Here is a 16,027-nt window from a genome sequence, read left to right as displayed (position 1 = left end):
CCGACCGTTGGGGACGGTTTATGTGACGTCCACCACAAGTCGCGCGCAGAGCCCCGACTACTCATGAAACGCGCACTCCTCGTGTGTCTCCTCGTCGGCCTCGTCGCCGCCCCAACCGTCGCCGTCGCGGACGAGCTCAGTCCCGCCCTCTCCGCGACGCTCGGCGACGACGACGTCTCGCCCGGCCAGGAGGCCACCCTCACAGTCAGCATCACCAACTCCCCGGAAATTTACTCGCTCCAGTACAGCCCGAACGCCACGCAGGCCCACACCACCGCCCGACACGTCAAGGCCACCATGAAGTCCGGGAGCGCACCCATCGACGTGAAGACCGGCACGAAGACCGTCGCCGGGACGCTCCCCACCGGCCAGACCGTCCCCACCTCCTTCCGCATCGCCGTCGACCAGAACGCCAAGCCCGGCACCTATCGGGTCCCCATCGAGGTGACCTACACCTACACGAAGACGCTCGGTCCCGACGGCCTCGGCAACTTCGTGCGCGACGACAAGACGGTCACCAAGACGATGCACGTCACCGTGCACGTCGAGGACGAACCGCGCTTCCGCGTCGTCGACACCGCGACGAACGCCTCCGTCGGCGACACCGGTCCGACCACGCTCACCCTCAAGAACGTCGGTTCCGAGCCGGCGAACGACGCGCGCGTCACCGTCAGCCCGCAGGGCACCCAGTTCGTCGTCGGCGGCGGCCAGCCGGTCACGTCCTACGTCGGCGAGTGGGCGGTCGGCGAGAACCGCAGCGTCACCGTCTCCAGCTCCGTCGCCGCCGACGCCGAGGCGCAGAACTACACGCTCGGCGCGCAGGTGACGTACGCGAACGCGAACGGCAACACCCGTCAGTCCGACAGCCTCGTGGCGTCCGTCCGCCCGCTCGCCGAGCAGACGTTCAGCCTCTCGGACGTCTCCAGCACCCTCCGGAGCGGCGAGGAAGGGACGCTGAACGCCACCGTCGAGAACACCGGCCCGAAAGCCGTCTCGAACGCCGTCGTCACCGTCTCGACGTCCAGCACTGGCATCGTCCCGAACCGCAACGAGTTCGCCGTCGGCACGCTCGAGGCGGGCGAGCGCGTCTCCGTCTCCTTCCCCATCGACGTCACCGGCAGCGCTGAGGCCGGCCCGCGGCAGGTCCAACTCGGCGTCCGCTACACGAACGACGCGGGCGAGACGCGACAGAGCGACAGCCTCCCCGCCACCGTCCGGGTCGCCCCCGAGCGTGACCGCTTCACCGTCGAACCCGTCGACGGGACGCTCACCGCCGGCGCGAGCGACACCGTCACCTTCCGCCTCACGAACAACGGCGACACGCCCGTGACGAACGTGAACGCGAAGGTGTACGCCGACTCGCCGGTCTCCACGGGCGACGACCAGGCGTTCGTCCCGTCGCTCGCGCCCGGCGAGACGACGAACATCACGTTCTCGCTCTCGGCCTCCGGGTCCGCGCTCGCGAAGACCTACCCCGTCTCGATGGACTTCCAGTACGACAGCGGCGGCGAAACGAAGCTCTCCAACTACTATCAGGTCCCGCTCACCGTCACGAAACCCACCGGTAGCGGCGGGCCGCCGCTCGGCCTCATCGGCGGCGTCGTCGCCGTCCTGCTCGTCGTCGCCGGGGGCTACCTCTACTACAAGCGTCAGTGATGGCTAGCTACGAGGACGTCATCGAGCGGATCGACTACCTCGTCGGGGAGCGACCCGGGACGGTCATCGTCGCGTTCCTCCTCGTCACGGCGCTGCTCACCGCGGGCTTCGGGAACATCTCGACGGAGTCCGGCACCAGCCAGTTCACCTCCGGGAGTCCCGCACAGGAGGCGCTGAACGACGTCGATCGCGTCTTCGGGCAGTCGTTCTCCGAGGACACCGCGAGCACGCAGCTCATCCAGCGCGACCAGAACGTCCTCGCCAAACCCGCCCTCCTGCGGATGTTGCGCGCCGAACGGGAACTCCAGGAGCGCCCGAGTCTCCGGGTGCAGAGCACGTCCAGCGTCGCCGACACCGTCGCGCGCATCCTCGACCCGCAGGCTACCACCGTCGAAGCGAAGATCGACGCCGTCGAGGGTGCGACGCCCGCCGAGATCGACGCCGCCGTCGCGCAGGCCGCCGACAGCCCCGGCTTCGCCTCCTCGCTCAGCGACGACTTCAACGCGCAGGCCGCGAGCGCGAGCGCCACCGTCGCCGTCGTCACCCACCAGATTCCGGGCGCTGGCGGCTCCTCCGCCGGCACCTCCGGCGGGTCGAGCCCCGTCACCACCGTCCAGCAGCGCGTCGGCACCGTCCTCGAGCGCAGCGGCATCCGCGGCATGACCGTCTTCGGGAGCGGCATCCTCTCCGCGGAGTTCGCGAACGTCATCGTCGACTCCCTCCTCATCGTCGTCCCCGCCGCCGCGCTCCTCATCCTCCTCTTCCTCGTCTTCAGCTATCGGGACCCCCTCGACCTCTTCCTCGGTGTCGTCTCGCTCGTGATGGCCATCGTCTGGACGTTCGGCTTCATGGGTATCGCCGGCATCCCGTTCAGCCAGATGCTCATCGCCGTACCGCCGCTGTTGCTCGCGGTCGGCATCGACTTCGGCATCCACGCAGTCAACCGGTATCGGGAGGAGCGCGCCGAGGGGTACGGCGTCGTCGAGTCGATGGAAATCGCGACCGACCAGTTGCTCGTCGCGTTCTTCATCGTCACCGGCACCACCGTCCTCGGCTTCCTCGCCAACCTCACGAGCAGTCTCGGCCCGATTCGGGACTTCGGTATCGTCGCCGCCATCGGCATCACCTTCACCGTCTTCATCTTCGGCGTCTTCCTGCCCGCCGCGAAAGTGTACACGGACCTCTGGCGCGAGCGCCACGACATCCCGCAGTTCGGCACTGAACCGCTCGGCGGCGAGGGCTCGCTCCTCGGGAAGGTTCTGCCCTACCCTGTCCTCATCGCGAAGAAAGCGCCCTACGCCTTCCTCCTCGTGATGGTGCTCACGACGACGGTGGCCGCCGGCTACGGCACCGGCGTCGACACCTCGTTCAACCAGGAGGACTTCCTGCCGCCCGAGGACACGCCGGCGTGGCTCGACGACCTCCCCGAGCCGTTCGCGCCCCACGAGTACCACGTCACGGGGACGCTGAACTACCTCGAAGAGCACTTCACGTCCGTCGGCGGGAGTTCGGTGACGATGTACGTCAGGGGGCCGTTGCGCCAGGACTACGCCCTGGAGTCCATCCACCACGCCGCCTACGACCCGCCGAACTCCTTCATCACGAAGGAGAACAGTCGGTACGCCGACACGAACGGCATCATCGGCGTCATCCGGACGTACGCGAACCAGAACTCGGAGTTCGCCGCGCTCGTCGCGCGCAACGACATCGACGACGACGGCATCCCCGACGACAACCTCGGGACGGTTTACGACCGCCTGCTCGAGTCGCCCTATCAGGACCAGGCGCGCCAGTACCTCTCTCGTGACATGCGCGGCACGAAGGTCGTCTTCTCTGCCGAATCCGGCGCGAGCCAGGCCGAAGTCGTCGACGACGCCGAAGTCGTCGAGGACCGCTACCGCCTGCAGGCCACCGCCACCGGCCAGCCCGTCGTCTTCGAGGACATCACGTCGAGCATCCTCGACTCCGCGCTGACGAGCCTCGCCGTCGCGCTCGCGCTCACCGCGCTCTTCCTGGTGCTCTGCTACTGGCTCTTCGAGGGCCGGCCGACGCTCGGCCTCGTCAACCTCTTCCCCATCGTGTTGACCGTCGCGTTCATCGCGGCGTCGATGCGCTACCTCGGCATCTCACTGAACGCCCTCACCGCGACCATCCTCTCCATCAGCATCGGCCTCGGCGTCGACTACTCCGCGCACATCGTCCACCGCTTCGGCGACGAGTACGGCACGCGCGACCTCTACGACGCCATCGACGTCGCCGTGCGCGGCACCGGCGGCTCGCTCACCGGGAGCATGCTCACCACCGTCACCGGCATCGGCGTCCTCGTGCTCGCCATCACGCCCATCCTCGGGCAGTTCGGCGCCGTCACCGGCCTCAGCATCTTCCTCTCCTACCTGATGTCGGTCGTCGTCACGCCCTCCGCGATGGCCGTCTGGGGCCACGCCGTCGAGCGCTTCGAGGCCGCCTGACCCCCGGTAACGCTTTTCCCCCTCACACCCCGTCCTTCCGACGTGTCCCGCCACGACCTCACCCACCCCCTCGAAGACGGCATGCCGGTCTACCCGGGCGACCCCGACGTGGCCGTCTCGCCCGCCGCGACGATGGCCACTGAGGGCTATCGCGTCACCGAACTCGCGCTCTCCACGCACGCCGGCACGCACGTCGACGCGCCCAGCCACCTGCTCGCCGACGGCGCGACGCTCGGCGACTACCCCATCGAGACGTTCGCGATGGACGCCCACCTCGTCGGCGTCGACGCCGGCCCGCGCGACCCCATCGGTCCCGACGCCCTCCCCGACGAGCGGTCGGCGGACGTCGTCGTCTTCCGCACCGGCTTCGACGCCCACTGGGGGACGCCGCAGTACCGCGACCACCCCTATCTCGCGCCCGAGACGGCCGACGCACTCGCCGAACGCGGCCAGCACGTCGCCCTCGACGCCGCGAGCCCCGACCCCTCGCCTCCGGCCGGCGGGACGGAGGACGCGGACGGTCCGGAGACCGACGCGAACGGCGAGCAGGCGGGCTATCCGGCGCACCGCGCGCTCTTCGAGGCGGGCCTGCTCGTCTTCGAGAACCTCAGAAACCTGGACGCGCTCCCGACGCGCTTCCGCCTTGAGGTGTTCCCGCTCCGCCTTGACGCGGACGGCGCGCCGGTCCGGGCAGTCGGCGTCGTCGACTAGGCGGCGCGCTACTCCGCCTTGAGCGTCACGCTGTCGAACGACGGCCCCGCGAGGTGTCCGGTCTGGTCCGCGGGCTGACACCGGTGGCGCCCGTCGCCTACGGACTCCGAGAGGAACAGCACGTACGACTCCTCCTCGTCGTCCACGACTTCGAACGCGCGCCGCTCGACCGTCGGGTCGAGGTCCGTGACGGTCACCGTCGTGACACCGGCGAACGGGTTCGACTCCTCGCTCCCCGCACTGACTGACGTGTCCACGACGCGCAGCGTGTCGCCTCGCTCGAACGGGATGTGGTCACTCACGACTCAACACGGTCAGTCAATCGACATAACTCTGTGGGTGGACGCGACGGCCGTCGTGCCCGGCCTACGCGCGCTCGTCGAGAATTCGGTCGATGATCGCGCCCGTCGAGAGCAGTTCGTCCTCGTACTTCGGGTCGCGCGCCGACGCCCGGCGGACGACACAGTCGAGGCCGCGCTCGCGCAACTCCGCCTCGATGGCGTCCGCGTCGTGGTGCTGGTCGTAGCCCAGCGCGATGATGCCCGGGTTGATCTCCTCGATGGGCGCGAAGATGTCGTCGGGGTGGCCGACGCGCGCCTCGTCCACGGCCGCGAGCGCGCCGACCATGTCGCGGCGCTGGCGGTTCGAGAGGATCGGTGTCTCCTTGTGAGTGACGTTGTCGCGGCGCGCGACGATGACGTGCAGTTCGTCGCCCATCGCCGCGGCCTCCTCCAGATAGTGGACGTGCCCGGGGTGGAGCAGGTCGAAGGTGCCCTGCGCGACGACGCGCGTCGTCATAGTCGGTCCTCCTCGTCGAGTTCCGCGTCGATGTCCGCCTGCGAGAAGTCGAAGAAGTCCTCGGGTGCGGGCAGCGAGACGTCGTAGACCTCGAGGTCAGTCGGCTCGCCCTCGCGGTCGAACGCGCGCCAGCAGTCGCGCTCGTAGGGCGCGCCGAGGATGACGTGAACCGAGCCGCGGCCGAACATCTGCTTGTCCGCGTCGCTCGGCCGGAGGACGCCGTTCGGGTGAGAGTGAATCGTCCCGACCGTGTGGCTGTCGTTCGGCACGAGGTCGGACTGGAGGGTCGCCTGCACGGGGCTCGAACTCGTCTTCGGGATGAAGAGGACGTCCGTAATCAAATCGCCCTCCCCAGCCAGGTCGTACTCGGCGGCCGGGGTGCCACGGAGGACGCCGAGGTACTCGTTCGGGTGCGTGTCCTCGGCCGCCTCGAGGGCGAATTCGAGGGTCTCCTCGGCGATGCCGAGCACCGGCCGCGAGCGAAACGCCATACGTGCAGGTGGTCGCCGGCGCGTGCTAAACCTTTCGAGGGCCCGCCGAGCGGCGGGCGTGGTGACCTACCGAGACACCGGCGCAAGCCACCTATAAAGTCTTAAACGCGCCGGTGCCGAACTGCCGGGCATGACTGACGGTTCTCCCGACGAGGGCGCCACCGACGCCCCCGTCGTCTACCAGCTCGCCCCCGAGTGTACCGTCGAAGACATCGAGGAGGGCGAGTACTACACCGCGACGGTGAACGGTGTGGTGGACTACGGCGTCTTCGTCGACCTCTCCGAGCACGTCTCCGGGTTGCTCCACGAGTCCGTCCTCCCGGCGGACTACGACTACGACGTCGACGACGACCTCGTCGTCGAGCTCACCGAGATTCGCGAGAACGGCGACCTCGGCTTCGAACTCGCCGACCTCGAGGATTATACGGTCGAGGAACGCGCCTTCTCCTACGAGCGCGCCGCCGCCGGCTCCCTCGACGGGCGCGTCGGCGAGACGGTCCATCTCGAAGGCGAAGTCGTCCAGGTGAAGCAGACAGGTGGCCCCACCATCTTCCGCGTCCGCGACGAGACCGGTGCCGTCCCCTGTACGGCCTTCGAGGAGGCCGGCGTCCGGGCCTACCCCGAGGTCGGACTCGACGACGTCGTCCACGTCGCCGGCGAAGTCGAGGAGCGCGACGGCGCGCTCCAGGTCGAAATCGCCGACCTCGAAGCGCTCTCCGAGGGCGAGGCCGCACACGTCCGGGACCGCCTCGACGCCGCCGTCGCCGAGCGCTCCGAGCCCGCGGACGTCGAGCCGCTCGTCGAGTGGCCCGCACTCCAGGAGCTCTACCCCGACCTCAAGGACGTTGCGCGCCGCCTCCGCAAGACCGTCCTCGAGTCCCGACCGATCCGGATGCGCCACCACGCCGACGGCGACGGCATGTGCGCGAGCGTCCCCGTCCAGCTCGCCCTCGAGCGCTTCATCGACGAGACCCACGAGGACCCCGAGGCCAAGCGCCACCTCCTCAAGCGCCTCCCGAGCAAGGCGCCCTACTACGAGATGGAGGACGCCACCCGCGACCTGAACTTCGCGCTCGAGGACCAGGCGCGCCACGGCCAGAAGCTCCCGCTCCTCCTCATGCTCGACAACGGCTCCACCGAGGAGGACACCCCCGCCTACGAGACGCTCACCCACTACGACATCCCCATCGTCGTCGTCGACCACCACCACCCCGACCCCGAGGCCGTCGACCCGCTCGTCGACGCGCACGTCAACCCCTACCTCCACGGGGAGGACTACCGCGTCACCACCGGCATGATGTGCGTCGAACTCGCGCGCATGATCGCGCCGAGCGTCGGCGACGACCTCGACCACGTCCCCGCGGTCGCCGGCATCAGCGACCGCTCGAAGGCCGAGGCGATGGGCGACTACCTCGAACTCGCGCGCGAGGCCGGCTACGACGAGGAGTTCCTCCACGACATCAGCGAGGCCCTCGACTACGAGGCGTTCTGGCTGCGCTACAGCGCGGGCCGCGACCTCATCAACGACGTCCTGAACGTCGGGAGCGACGACGAGCGCCACCGCGAACTCGTCCCGTGGCTCGCCGAGAAGGCCGAGCGCGACGTCGAACTCCAGCTCGACTCGGCGATGCCGCACGTCGAGCACGAGACCGTCGAGTCCGGCGCGCACCTCTACCGCATCGACGTCGAGAACTACGCTCACCGCTTCACCTACCCCGCACCCGGGAAGACGACGGGCGAGATTCACGACCGGAAGGTCGAGGAGACCGGCGAGCCGGTCATCACCATCGGCTACGGCCCCGACTTCGCCGTCCTCCGCAGTGACGGCGTCCGGATGGACATCCCCAACATGGTCTCGGAGCTCAACGAGGAGTTCCCCGGTGCCGGCGTCTCCGGCGGCGGGCACCTCGTCGTCGGCTCCATCCGCTTCGTGAACGGGATGCGCGAAGAAGTCCTCGACGCGCTCGTCGAGAAGATGGCTGACGCCGAAATCGACGAGGAGCTGCACAGCACGCTGTCGCGCTAGGGCTGCCAGCCGACGGCTGCATCAGCGGTCTCGAAGACGATTTCTCGCCGCACGTACCACGACGCCCCGACCAGCGCGCAGAGCGCGACGAGAGCGACCAGAACGGGGAGCGTCCAGACGCCCCCACGCCAGTCCGCTTGGAAAAGCCGCGTGTAGTACGCGCCGACTGCGCGGTCGCAGAGGACGAGTTCGGTCTCGCGGTTTCGGTTCACAGCGTTCTCGTTCCAGTTCACGCTCCCGACAAGCACGCGCTCGCCGTCCGCGACGGCGCCCTTCACGTGGAGCGTGCCGTAGCGCCCGCGCGGCGACGCGAGTTTCGCGCGCAGGTCGAGGCCGTCCCGTCGCGCCCGGTCGTTCAGCGTCTCGACGAGTGCCGCGTTCTCATCGCGGGCGTACCACGCCCCGCTGACGAGCACGCGCACGCGGACGCCACGCGCGGCGGCGTCAAGCGTCGCGTTCAGTAGTTCGGTATCGGTGCCGATACCCATCTGCTCGACGAGCAGGCTCTCGTTCGCGTCCCGGACGAACGTGAGGAGCGCGCGCCGCGAGTTGTCGGGAGAGACGACGAGCGAGACGTCGTCGACATCGATAGTGAGCGGCGCGAAGGCGGACGGGTAGGTCGCGTTCGACGGGTCCGGCGGCTGGAACGTCGCGTTCGTCCTATAGGTCCGCCACGGCACACCGTCCACCCATCCGGCGTCCGCACGATGGACGGCCGCGAGCGCGTCGGCGAGCGAGGCGTTCCGCACGACGGCACCCCATCCGCGCGTCCCGTGGCCGCCGACGCCGCTCGGCTTCCAGTTCTCCGAGGTGACGAGCACTGACTCGTCCACGACGGCGTACTTCGCGTGATGGAACGGGTAGCGGGCGTTCGGCCCGTCGAGCACGGTGACGGAGACGCCGTTCGCGACGAGGCCGTCGAGCAGTCGTGCTTCGCGTGCAGAGACGCCGCCGACGGGGCCGCCTTCCACGAGCACGTGGACGGCCACGCCGCGCGCGTCCGCGGCCGCCAGTTCGGCGGCGACTCGCTCGGAGGTGAAGGTGTAGCCGCCGAGCAGGAGGCGCTCGTCCGCGCCGCGGAGCGTCTCGATGACCGTCTCGGGGGCGTCCGGGAGCGCGAACACCGTCGCGTTCGCGTCCGTCACGCTCCGCACGTCGAACGCCGTCCGGCCGAGCGGCCGCCACGCGCCCTCCCGGTAGACGTCGCCCTCGGGGGCGTTCCGGTAGGAGGCGGCGTCGACGACGACACCCCCACAGAGCAGGGCGAGGTCCTCGCCGGCGTTCGCGAGCGACGGGAGCGCGCCACTGATGACGGGAGTGTCGGCGAGTTCGCGGGTACGGTTCGGCGCGGTGCTGACCGTCACCGACCCCGAGACGGTCCGGTTCGGGAGCGCGACCCGCGACTCGTCGTCCGCGAGCGCACACGACCCGAGGTCCGTCCCCGCGGGGAAGGAGACGGTGACGAACTCGCCGGCGTCACCGTCCGTGGTCGGGTTCGGGTAGACTGCGACGATGGTCGGCGTCCCGGCGTCTGACGCCGCAACTGGGACTGGAACGGCGAGCGACGCCACGAGGAGCAGACAGCAGACGGCGACTCGGGGAGACACGGGCCGCGGTGGGCGCCCCATCGCACAAGAGGGTTCGCCGCCGTGGCCGCCCGTCGCGTCCCTCGGTCGGCACGCTTTAGCCGTCCGCCCTCACAGACCGGCGTATGGTAGCGTTCACGCTCGTCGAATCCATCCGAATGGCGGGATACGCGCTCGCGACGCTCGGCATGCTCCTCGTCTTCCTCGAGTTCTTCCAGCAGCCGAGCTACATCAACTACGACCCCGACTTCGACAGTTACAGCGTCGACCTCTCTCCCCAAGAAGTACAGCAGTACACATGGATCGGCCGTACCGGCGCGCTGCTCGCGGGCGCCGGGTTCGCCATCCAGTTCCTCGCCTTCTTCCTCTAGTTCAGCGCGGCCGCGGCCTTCTCCGCTTCCGACTGCACGAGGAACGACCGGGTGTCCGTGTGCTCGGCGGCGGCCTCCAGGGCCTCCGCAGTCCCAATCTGGTAGAGCGCCCAGGCGGCGCTCGCGCGCACGCCCTCCGTCTCCTCGTCGTCCGCGAGCACGTCACGAAGCGGCGCGACGGCGCGCGTGTCGCCGAGCAGGCCGAGGGTGCGCGCGGCCTGACTGCGGACGTCCTCGTTCTCCGCGACCAGCCACTGCGCGACGTCCTCGGTGTACTCGGTCGCGCCGAGTTCGCCGACCGCTCGGAGCGCGGTCTTCTGGAGGTTCGGGTTGGAGTCGGAGTCGATGTAGTCCGCGACGCCGTCGACGGCGTCCGGGTGGCCGGTCTTCCCGAGTGCCTTCACGGCGGTGAGGTTGCGCCGCTGGGCTTTCTCCTTCAGCACGTCGATGGCGTCGGGGTTGCCCATCCGGACGAACGCCTCCAGACAGTGCTCCTCCATGTAGCCGGAGGTGAAGTGCTCCATGCAGAGCGCGACCATCTCAGCGTTGTTCCGCTTCGTCCACTCCTTCACCGCCGCCCACTCCGGCGGGTAGTCCTTGTGCTTGTTCAGCACGTCGTAGAACCCCTCGTACTGGAGCTTCTGCCGGGAGGAGAGGTCGTTGAACGCCTGCGAGTCATCAACACCGGACTGGAGGGTGTCCGTCGCCTCCAGCAGCGTGGCGATTTCGGCCTCGTCATCGTCGGCGTCGAGCTCGGCGTCAGTGACGGCCTCGGCGGCGGCGTCGAGCGCCGCGACGTCGTCGCCCGCAACGTCCGCATCGAGGACCTCCGAGACGTCGTCCGTGAAGGCGTCGATGGCGTCGGCGACCTGTTCGTCGCCAGTGTCCGTCCAGCGCGTGCTCTCGACGGTGGACTTCGCGCTCTCGATTTCCGAGACGACGTCCTCGCCGTAGGGTCCGCGCTGCTCCTCGAGGTCGTCCTGCAGGTCCTGCAGCTCGTTCGTCAGCTCCTCCTCGAAATCGAGCAGCTCCTCGGGCTCCTCCTCCTCCTCGAGTTCCTCCTCGTCCGGCTGGAACTCCTCGGGGTCGGTGAAGTCGGCCTCCTCGATGGCAGTCTCGATGTCCTCGAGGTCGGCCTCCACCTCGTCGAGGTCGTCCTCGGTCTCGGCGGCTTCCAGGGCCTCGCCTGCGGCGTCCAGGTCGGCGGCGAGTTCCTCGTAGCGTTCACGCTCGGCGGCACGAACGTCATCCTCCCCGGCGTCCTCCTCGCCGGAGTCGTCCTCGGCGTCCGTCGCCTCGGCGTCGGTGTCAGCCGACTCCTCGGGCGCGTTCGCCGGCTCTTCGGCCTCGGGCTCGTCGGGGGCCGGCGCGTCCGTCTCCTCGGACTCCGTCGGCTCTTCGTCCCCGTCACTCATACGTCGTCCTTCCGCCAGCGCGCCTATGAGCGTTTCCCTTCACCCGTGGCGCGCCAGTAGAACCCGGGGCCGAGGAGGAGATAGGCGAGCGCGAACGCGAGGAGGGCGCGCGGGAACAGCCGGCCGAGGGCGGCGGGTGCGAGGAGCGCGAGCGCCTGCACGGCACCCATCACGAGCGCGTCCCGGACGAGTAGGTCGGGGTACGGTATCGTCGTCACCATCGCGAGCGCGAGCAACGCGGTGCAGCCGACGACGACGAGCGGCGCATCGAAGCCCGCGAGCACCGTCGCCGCGAGGAGCGTGCCCGCGAGGGTCGTCGGCACGCCCTCAGTGTGGGCGTTCCCGACGTCGTTCGCCGTGTAGAGGCCGAGCCGAACGACGGCCATCGCGACGAAGGCGGCGCCGACGGCCACGGCGGCCCCGACCTTGAGCGGGTCACCGTCCCATGCGGCCTGCGCGGTGACGACGGCGAGCGCCGCGGGCGCGACGCCGAAGGAGGCGACGTCCGCGAGCGAGTCGAGGTACGGGCCGACAGCCGTGCCCCCATAGCGGCGCGCGAGCATCCCGTCGAGGGCGTCCGCGATGGCGGCGAGCAGGAGGACGCGCGCGGCGAGCGCCGGCGAGACGGTGGCGGCCGCCACCGCGCAGAAGCCGAGGCCGGCGTTCACCACCGTGGCGACGTCCGCGACGCCGAGCCGGCCCGTGAAGCGCGGGCGGAGCCCAGACTGTCGCTGACGGCCGTCCGCGGACCCGGAAGGCATACCCGGTCGAACGACGAGCGCCTCCTTACGTGTTTATATCGTCGCCGAGAGCGCGGGACGGCGCGGCCGCTGTGCTGTCGGCGTGGCGTCGCGAAAAACGGTGTGATCGGTAGTTCGGAGGGTGTCGGAGGCTTACGCCTCTTCCTCGACGTCGACCGCGGACGTCTCCTCTTCCTCGTGGACTTCCTCGGGGTGCGCTTCGAGCGTGGCCTTCTCGATCTCGACCCGGCGGAGCGGGTAGATGGTGTTGGCCTCGCTGTAGATGGCGCTGGAGAGGCGGCCCTCGAGGACGGAGTCGACGAGACCCTCGAAGGTCCGGTCCTCCGCGGCGTCCTCGACGAGGTCGATCATGAGGCGGCGAATCGCCTTCTGCTGGCTGTCGTCCGCGCTCTTCGTCGTGTACGCCGTCGGCTGGAGGCGCACGCGGTAGTCGTCGGTCGTCCGGACCGTCAGGACGACGCCGATTTTCGAGGAGCCGCGGCGGACGAGGCTGCGCTGGTAGTCGCGCGTCAGCTCGGACTTGACGAACTCGGTGTACGCCGAGTCGCTGCCCACGTCCGTCACCTGGAAGGTGAGCTTGAGGTTGTTCTCGCCGCCCTGGGCGTCCGTGAGGTCGCCGAGGGTAGTCTGGATGGTGCGGTCGAGCACCTTCTCCGGTTCGTCTGCGAGGGTCTCACCGAGCTCCGCCCGGTCGAACTGCTCGGGGGCGAGCACGGTGTACCATCGCTTCTGCTGGTTCCGCTTGGAAACTGAACGTTCGCTCATGGGTTTGGTGTCTTGTGTCGGTCGGCTAGCTGTACGACTTCCTCGGCTACCGTGACGTTCACCACGTAGTCGTCCGTCGTCGCCCGCAGGCCACCGGTGTCGTCGCGCTCGATGGTCGTGACGACGGCGTCGCCGTCGACGCGCGTCCGCATCGACTCGGTGTTGTCCGGCCGGACGCTCGCCGCGATTACGTCGGCGTCGGCGTGCTCGGTCCGAACGGTCGCCCGGCGCGGCGCGTCGCTGTCGGCGCTCATTCTGTGAGTGCCTCCTGGACGCCCTCGCGGAGCGTCTCCGTGTCGGTCGCGGACGTCTGTGCGCGCGTCGGTGTGCCCGCGACAGCCCCGTCGCCGACGGCCGCGGCCAGCACGTCGCTGGCGTCGGGGCCGTCGGGCGTGCTCGCGAGCGCCGCCCCCGCGTCGCCGACGACGAGCGCCAGCGGCTCTGGGGACTGCGTGTCGCGCACGAGGCGTGCAAGCGGCCACGCGGGCGCGTCCGCCTCGCAGACCACGAACCCGCTGTAGCGGGCGGGGTCGGCGTGCCGGAGCGCCGCGTGGGTCGCCGTCGCGTGCTCGCGCCACGCTTCGAGTGCGTCGGCGCGGTCCGCGACGCCGAGCGCGAGCGCGGCAGCGAGGCCGGGACGCCCGACTGCGAGGCAGTCAAGGACGTCGCCGTATCCCTCGGCCGTCTCGAACGGCGCGTCGGGGAGGCCGTGCGGGCGCAGGAGGCGCGAGAGCGCGTCCACCGCACGCGGTGCGACGCTCTCGGTCGCGTCAAGTGCGACCCGCGAGGCGAGTCGGCGCCGTGCGTCCGCGTTGAGGTCCGCCGGGAGTCCGAGCTCGGCGAGCAGCGCGCCCGCCTGCCGGTCGTCACCCGACCACGCCGCGTGACAGAGCGTCGTGTGCGCGAGGCCGTCGGCGAGGTCCGCGACGGGGAGGCCGACGCCGGGTCGGCGCTCGACTCGGTCGGCGAGCGTCCCCGTCGGGACCCCGTCCGCCGCGCGGACGCCCGCGAGTGCGAGCGCCACGCTCGGCGCGTCATCGAGCTTCCGGGCGGCGTCGAACGCCGTCTCCGAGAGCGCCCCGCCCGAGAGCGAGGCGTCCCCGAGGGACTCGAAGCCGACCGCGACCGCCGCGTCCGATTCCTGCACGCCGGCAAGTCGGCCGCTCGCGGCGCTGCGTGTCGCCGCGACGCTCACCTGGAACGGCGTGTCCGTCGCCGAACACGCGCGTCCGAGGAGGCCCGCGGCCGCGAGCGCGTCACCGTCCGCTCGCGCGACGACGCGGACGAACGCCGCCTCTCGGAGGCAGTCCGTCAGCGTCGCGGCGTCGGCGGACGACTCGGAGCGACCCGTGGTGGACATCAGGGTTAGTCTTCGAGGAGTTCGGCGGCGACGTCGTAGGAGTACGTGAAGTCCTCGTCGAGCTCGTCACCGCGGTAGTAGTCCGCCAGACGGCGAATCTTCGACTCCGTGTTCTGGAGTGCGCGCCGGTTCTGGTGGTCCTGGCCGTTCTCCTCGACGTGCTCGCGGAGACGGACGGCCTGCTCGAGCAGGTTCCGGAAGTCCTCGGGGAGGTCGGGCTTCGCGTCGTTCTCCTCGAGGATGGTCGTGATCTTCTTGTCCGTCACGAGCTTGACGTCGGGGATCGGCGTCCCCTGAACGCCCTCGTCACGGAGCTTCATGCCGATCTGGCTGGGGTCGTACCCCTCCTCGGCCAGTTCGACGACTCGCTCCTCGACGGCGTCCGAATCGACGTCGCTCCATTCCGGGGGTTCGTCTGCCGCCGGCTTGTCCGAACCGGACGAGCCGCGACGGCGGGTGTGCATTCGTGCCATAGTCTTCGAATTGGAACGACACGAACCGCTGTGCGGCGCTGGGCGCGGGTGTGCGCCCGAGCACTGCCACACTCCCGAGCCGCGCAAGCGCGCGGCGAGTCAGATATGCGGCCGTGCAGTTCCCTACAGACGAGTGCGTGCCTCGGCCGGTAAAGGGTTTCTACTCGGCGTCGGGGTCGAATCGAAGGGTTCAATTACGTCCCCCGGATACGAAGAGATGCGTTCGAGGGCTCGTAGATCAGTGGTAGATCACTCCCTTGGCATGGGAGAGGCCCCGGGTTCAAATCCCGGCGAGTCCATCCAGTTTTTCCTACACTTCTACGTTCCGTAGCGCCGTCGCTGGTCGTTCTACGCGTTCTTACGCCTCAAAAAACGACGGAGAGTTCGTTTAGTACCCGAGTTCGTCGGCAAGGTCGAGCGTCTCGTCGCCGTCGAGGGCGACGACGTCGGCGACGCTCCCGGTCGCGTCGACTTCGCGTTCGAAGTCGGCAACGTCCTGCTCGATGGCGGGGAAGGTGTCGTAGTGCATGGGGATGGCGTATTCGACGTCGAGCCAGTCCGTGGCGACGGCGGCCTGCATCGGGCCCATGGTGTAGTGGTCGCCGATGGGGACGGCGGCGGCGTCCGGTTCGAGGTAGGGCGCGATGACTTCGCGCATCTCGGTCTGGAGGCTGGTGTCGCCGGCGTGGTAGAAGGTCTGGGTCTCCTCGTCGGCGACCTGCGTGGGCTTGGTGTCGCTGACGACGAAGCCGGCGGGCATCCCGCCCGTCGCGCCGTAGTCGGTGTCGAGGCCGTTGGTGTGGTCGGCGCGCACCATCGTGACGAAGGCTTCCTCGGTTTCGAAGGTCCCACCGAGGTTCATGCCGGTGCCGTTCTGGATGCTGTACTCGTCGGTGAGATAACTGATGATCTCGGGCGTGGCGACGAAGTGCGAGTCGCGGAAGCGATCGACATCGCCGATGTGGTCGGCGTGGCCGTGCGTGATGAGGACGTAGTCGGGGTCGAGTTCTTCGGGGTCGGTGTCGGTCTTCGGGTTGTCGAAGAAGGGGTCGATGAGGAGCGACTCGCCGTCGACGTCAACGCCGAACGTGGAGTGTCCGTACCAGGTAATCTGCATGACGGGCAGGGCTACTCACGGCCGCCTCA

The 16,027-nt window shown here is 69.4% G+C and carries 16 protein-coding genes and 1 tRNA gene; 6 read left to right on the top strand and 11 right to left on the bottom strand.

The window, feature by feature from the left end; translation table 11 throughout:
- Window positions 1–63: 63 nt before the first annotated feature.
- Genes ACQUS8_RS03300 through ACQUS8_RS03290 form a run of 3 tightly spaced genes read left to right on the top strand, consistent with a single transcriptional unit; the run spans window position 64 to window position 4,835 of the window.
- A complete protein-coding gene (locus ACQUS8_RS03300; RefSeq protein ID WP_435096873.1) occupies window positions 64–1,656 on the top strand; it encodes a COG1361 S-layer family protein in 1,593 nt (530 codons plus the stop codon).
- Entirely contained in the window at window positions 1,656–4,124 is a 2,469-nt protein-coding gene (locus tag ACQUS8_RS03295) for an efflux RND transporter permease subunit (protein ID WP_435096870.1), read from the top strand. The genes ACQUS8_RS03300 and ACQUS8_RS03295 overlap by 1 nt, the downstream gene beginning before the upstream one ends.
- Before the next feature lie 42 nt (window positions 4,125–4,166).
- A complete protein-coding gene (locus ACQUS8_RS03290) occupies window positions 4,167–4,835 on the top strand; it encodes a cyclase family protein (RefSeq protein WP_435096867.1) in 669 nt (222 codons plus the stop codon).
- Between the two features lie 8 nt (window positions 4,836–4,843).
- On the opposite strand, the gene ACQUS8_RS03285 is transcribed toward ACQUS8_RS03290, so the two are convergent.
- The 3 genes from ACQUS8_RS03285 to ACQUS8_RS03275 form a co-directional block, all read right to left on the bottom strand.
- Window positions 4,844–5,137 carry a hypothetical protein gene (locus ACQUS8_RS03285; RefSeq protein WP_435096864.1) on the bottom strand — a complete coding sequence of 98 codons (294 nt, stop codon included), beginning with the start codon at window positions 5,135–5,137 and terminating at the stop codon, window positions 4,844–4,846.
- 64 nt (window positions 5,138–5,201) lie between these two features.
- Window positions 5,202–5,633 carry an adenylyltransferase/cytidyltransferase family protein gene (locus tag ACQUS8_RS03280; RefSeq protein ID WP_435096861.1) on the bottom strand — a complete coding sequence of 144 codons (432 nt, stop codon included), beginning with the start codon at window positions 5,631–5,633 and terminating at the stop codon, window positions 5,202–5,204.
- Window positions 5,630–6,124, bottom strand: a complete 495-nt coding sequence (locus ACQUS8_RS03275; RefSeq protein WP_435096858.1) for a Mov34/MPN/PAD-1 family protein — start codon at window positions 6,122–6,124, stop codon at window positions 5,630–5,632. The genes ACQUS8_RS03280 and ACQUS8_RS03275 overlap by 4 nt, the downstream gene beginning before the upstream one ends.
- 130 nt (window positions 6,125–6,254) lie before the next feature.
- Between ACQUS8_RS03275 and ACQUS8_RS03270 the strand changes: the two genes are divergently transcribed.
- Window positions 6,255–8,150 carry a DHH family phosphoesterase gene (locus ACQUS8_RS03270; RefSeq protein WP_435096855.1) on the top strand — a complete coding sequence of 632 codons (1,896 nt, stop codon included), beginning with the start codon at window positions 6,255–6,257 and terminating at the stop codon, window positions 8,148–8,150.
- Here the strand turns inward: ACQUS8_RS03270 and ACQUS8_RS03265 are convergent.
- On the bottom strand, window positions 8,147–9,757 hold the full coding sequence (locus tag ACQUS8_RS03265; protein WP_435096852.1) for a phospholipase D-like domain-containing protein: 1,611 nt from the start codon (window positions 9,755–9,757) through the stop codon (window positions 8,147–8,149). The genes ACQUS8_RS03270 and ACQUS8_RS03265 overlap by 4 nt on opposite strands.
- Window positions 9,758–9,861: 104 nt before the next feature.
- Between ACQUS8_RS03265 and ACQUS8_RS03260 the strand changes: the two genes are divergently transcribed.
- Complete coding sequence (locus tag ACQUS8_RS03260; protein WP_435096849.1) at window positions 9,862–10,107, top strand: hypothetical protein; 246 nt, start codon at window positions 9,862–9,864, stop codon at window positions 10,105–10,107.
- Here the strand turns inward: ACQUS8_RS03260 and ACQUS8_RS03255 are convergent.
- The 6 genes from ACQUS8_RS03255 to ACQUS8_RS03230 form a co-directional block, all read right to left on the bottom strand.
- On the bottom strand, window positions 10,104–11,522 hold the full coding sequence (locus ACQUS8_RS03255; RefSeq protein WP_435096846.1) for a HEAT repeat domain-containing protein: 1,419 nt from the start codon (window positions 11,520–11,522) through the stop codon (window positions 10,104–10,106). The genes ACQUS8_RS03260 and ACQUS8_RS03255 overlap by 4 nt on opposite strands.
- A gap of 23 nt (window positions 11,523–11,545) precedes the next feature.
- On the bottom strand, window positions 11,546–12,283 hold the full coding sequence (locus ACQUS8_RS03250; RefSeq protein ID WP_435096843.1) for a protein sorting system archaetidylserine synthase: 738 nt from the start codon (window positions 12,281–12,283) through the stop codon (window positions 11,546–11,548).
- Window positions 12,284–12,415: 132 nt separating this feature from the next.
- Window positions 12,416–13,048 (bottom strand): 30S ribosomal protein S3ae, encoded by a 633-nt coding sequence (locus ACQUS8_RS03245; protein ID WP_435096840.1) that lies wholly within the window; start codon window positions 13,046–13,048, stop codon window positions 12,416–12,418.
- Entirely contained in the window at window positions 13,045–13,302 is a 258-nt protein-coding gene (locus ACQUS8_RS03240) for a KEOPS complex subunit Pcc1 (protein ID WP_435096837.1), read from the bottom strand. The genes ACQUS8_RS03245 and ACQUS8_RS03240 overlap by 4 nt, the downstream gene beginning before the upstream one ends.
- Window positions 13,299–14,408, bottom strand: a complete 1,110-nt coding sequence (locus ACQUS8_RS03235) for a hypothetical protein (RefSeq protein ID WP_435096834.1) — start codon at window positions 14,406–14,408, stop codon at window positions 13,299–13,301. The genes ACQUS8_RS03240 and ACQUS8_RS03235 overlap by 4 nt, the downstream gene beginning before the upstream one ends.
- 5 nt (window positions 14,409–14,413) lie before the next feature.
- Window positions 14,414–14,881: a 30S ribosomal protein S15 gene (locus tag ACQUS8_RS03230; RefSeq protein ID WP_435096831.1), complete on the bottom strand. Its 468-nt coding sequence runs from the start codon at window positions 14,879–14,881 to the stop codon at window positions 14,414–14,416.
- 227 nt (window positions 14,882–15,108) lie between these two features.
- Between ACQUS8_RS03230 and ACQUS8_RS03225 the strand changes: the two genes are divergently transcribed.
- Window positions 15,109–15,180: transfer RNA gene (locus tag ACQUS8_RS03225), tRNA-Ala, on the top strand.
- An 89-nt stretch (window positions 15,181–15,269) separates the two neighbouring features.
- Here ACQUS8_RS03225 and ACQUS8_RS03220 read toward each other — a convergent pair.
- On the bottom strand, window positions 15,270–15,998 hold the full coding sequence (locus ACQUS8_RS03220; protein ID WP_435096828.1) for a metal-dependent hydrolase: 729 nt from the start codon (window positions 15,996–15,998) through the stop codon (window positions 15,270–15,272).
- Window positions 15,999–16,027: the final 29 nt, after the last annotated feature.

It is taken from the genome of Halarchaeum sp. P4 (genome assembly GCF_051195175.1).
Lineage (GTDB): Archaea > Halobacteriota > Halobacteria > Halobacteriales > Halobacteriaceae > Halarchaeum.
This window is presented reverse-complemented; position numbering and strand designations above follow the sequence as displayed.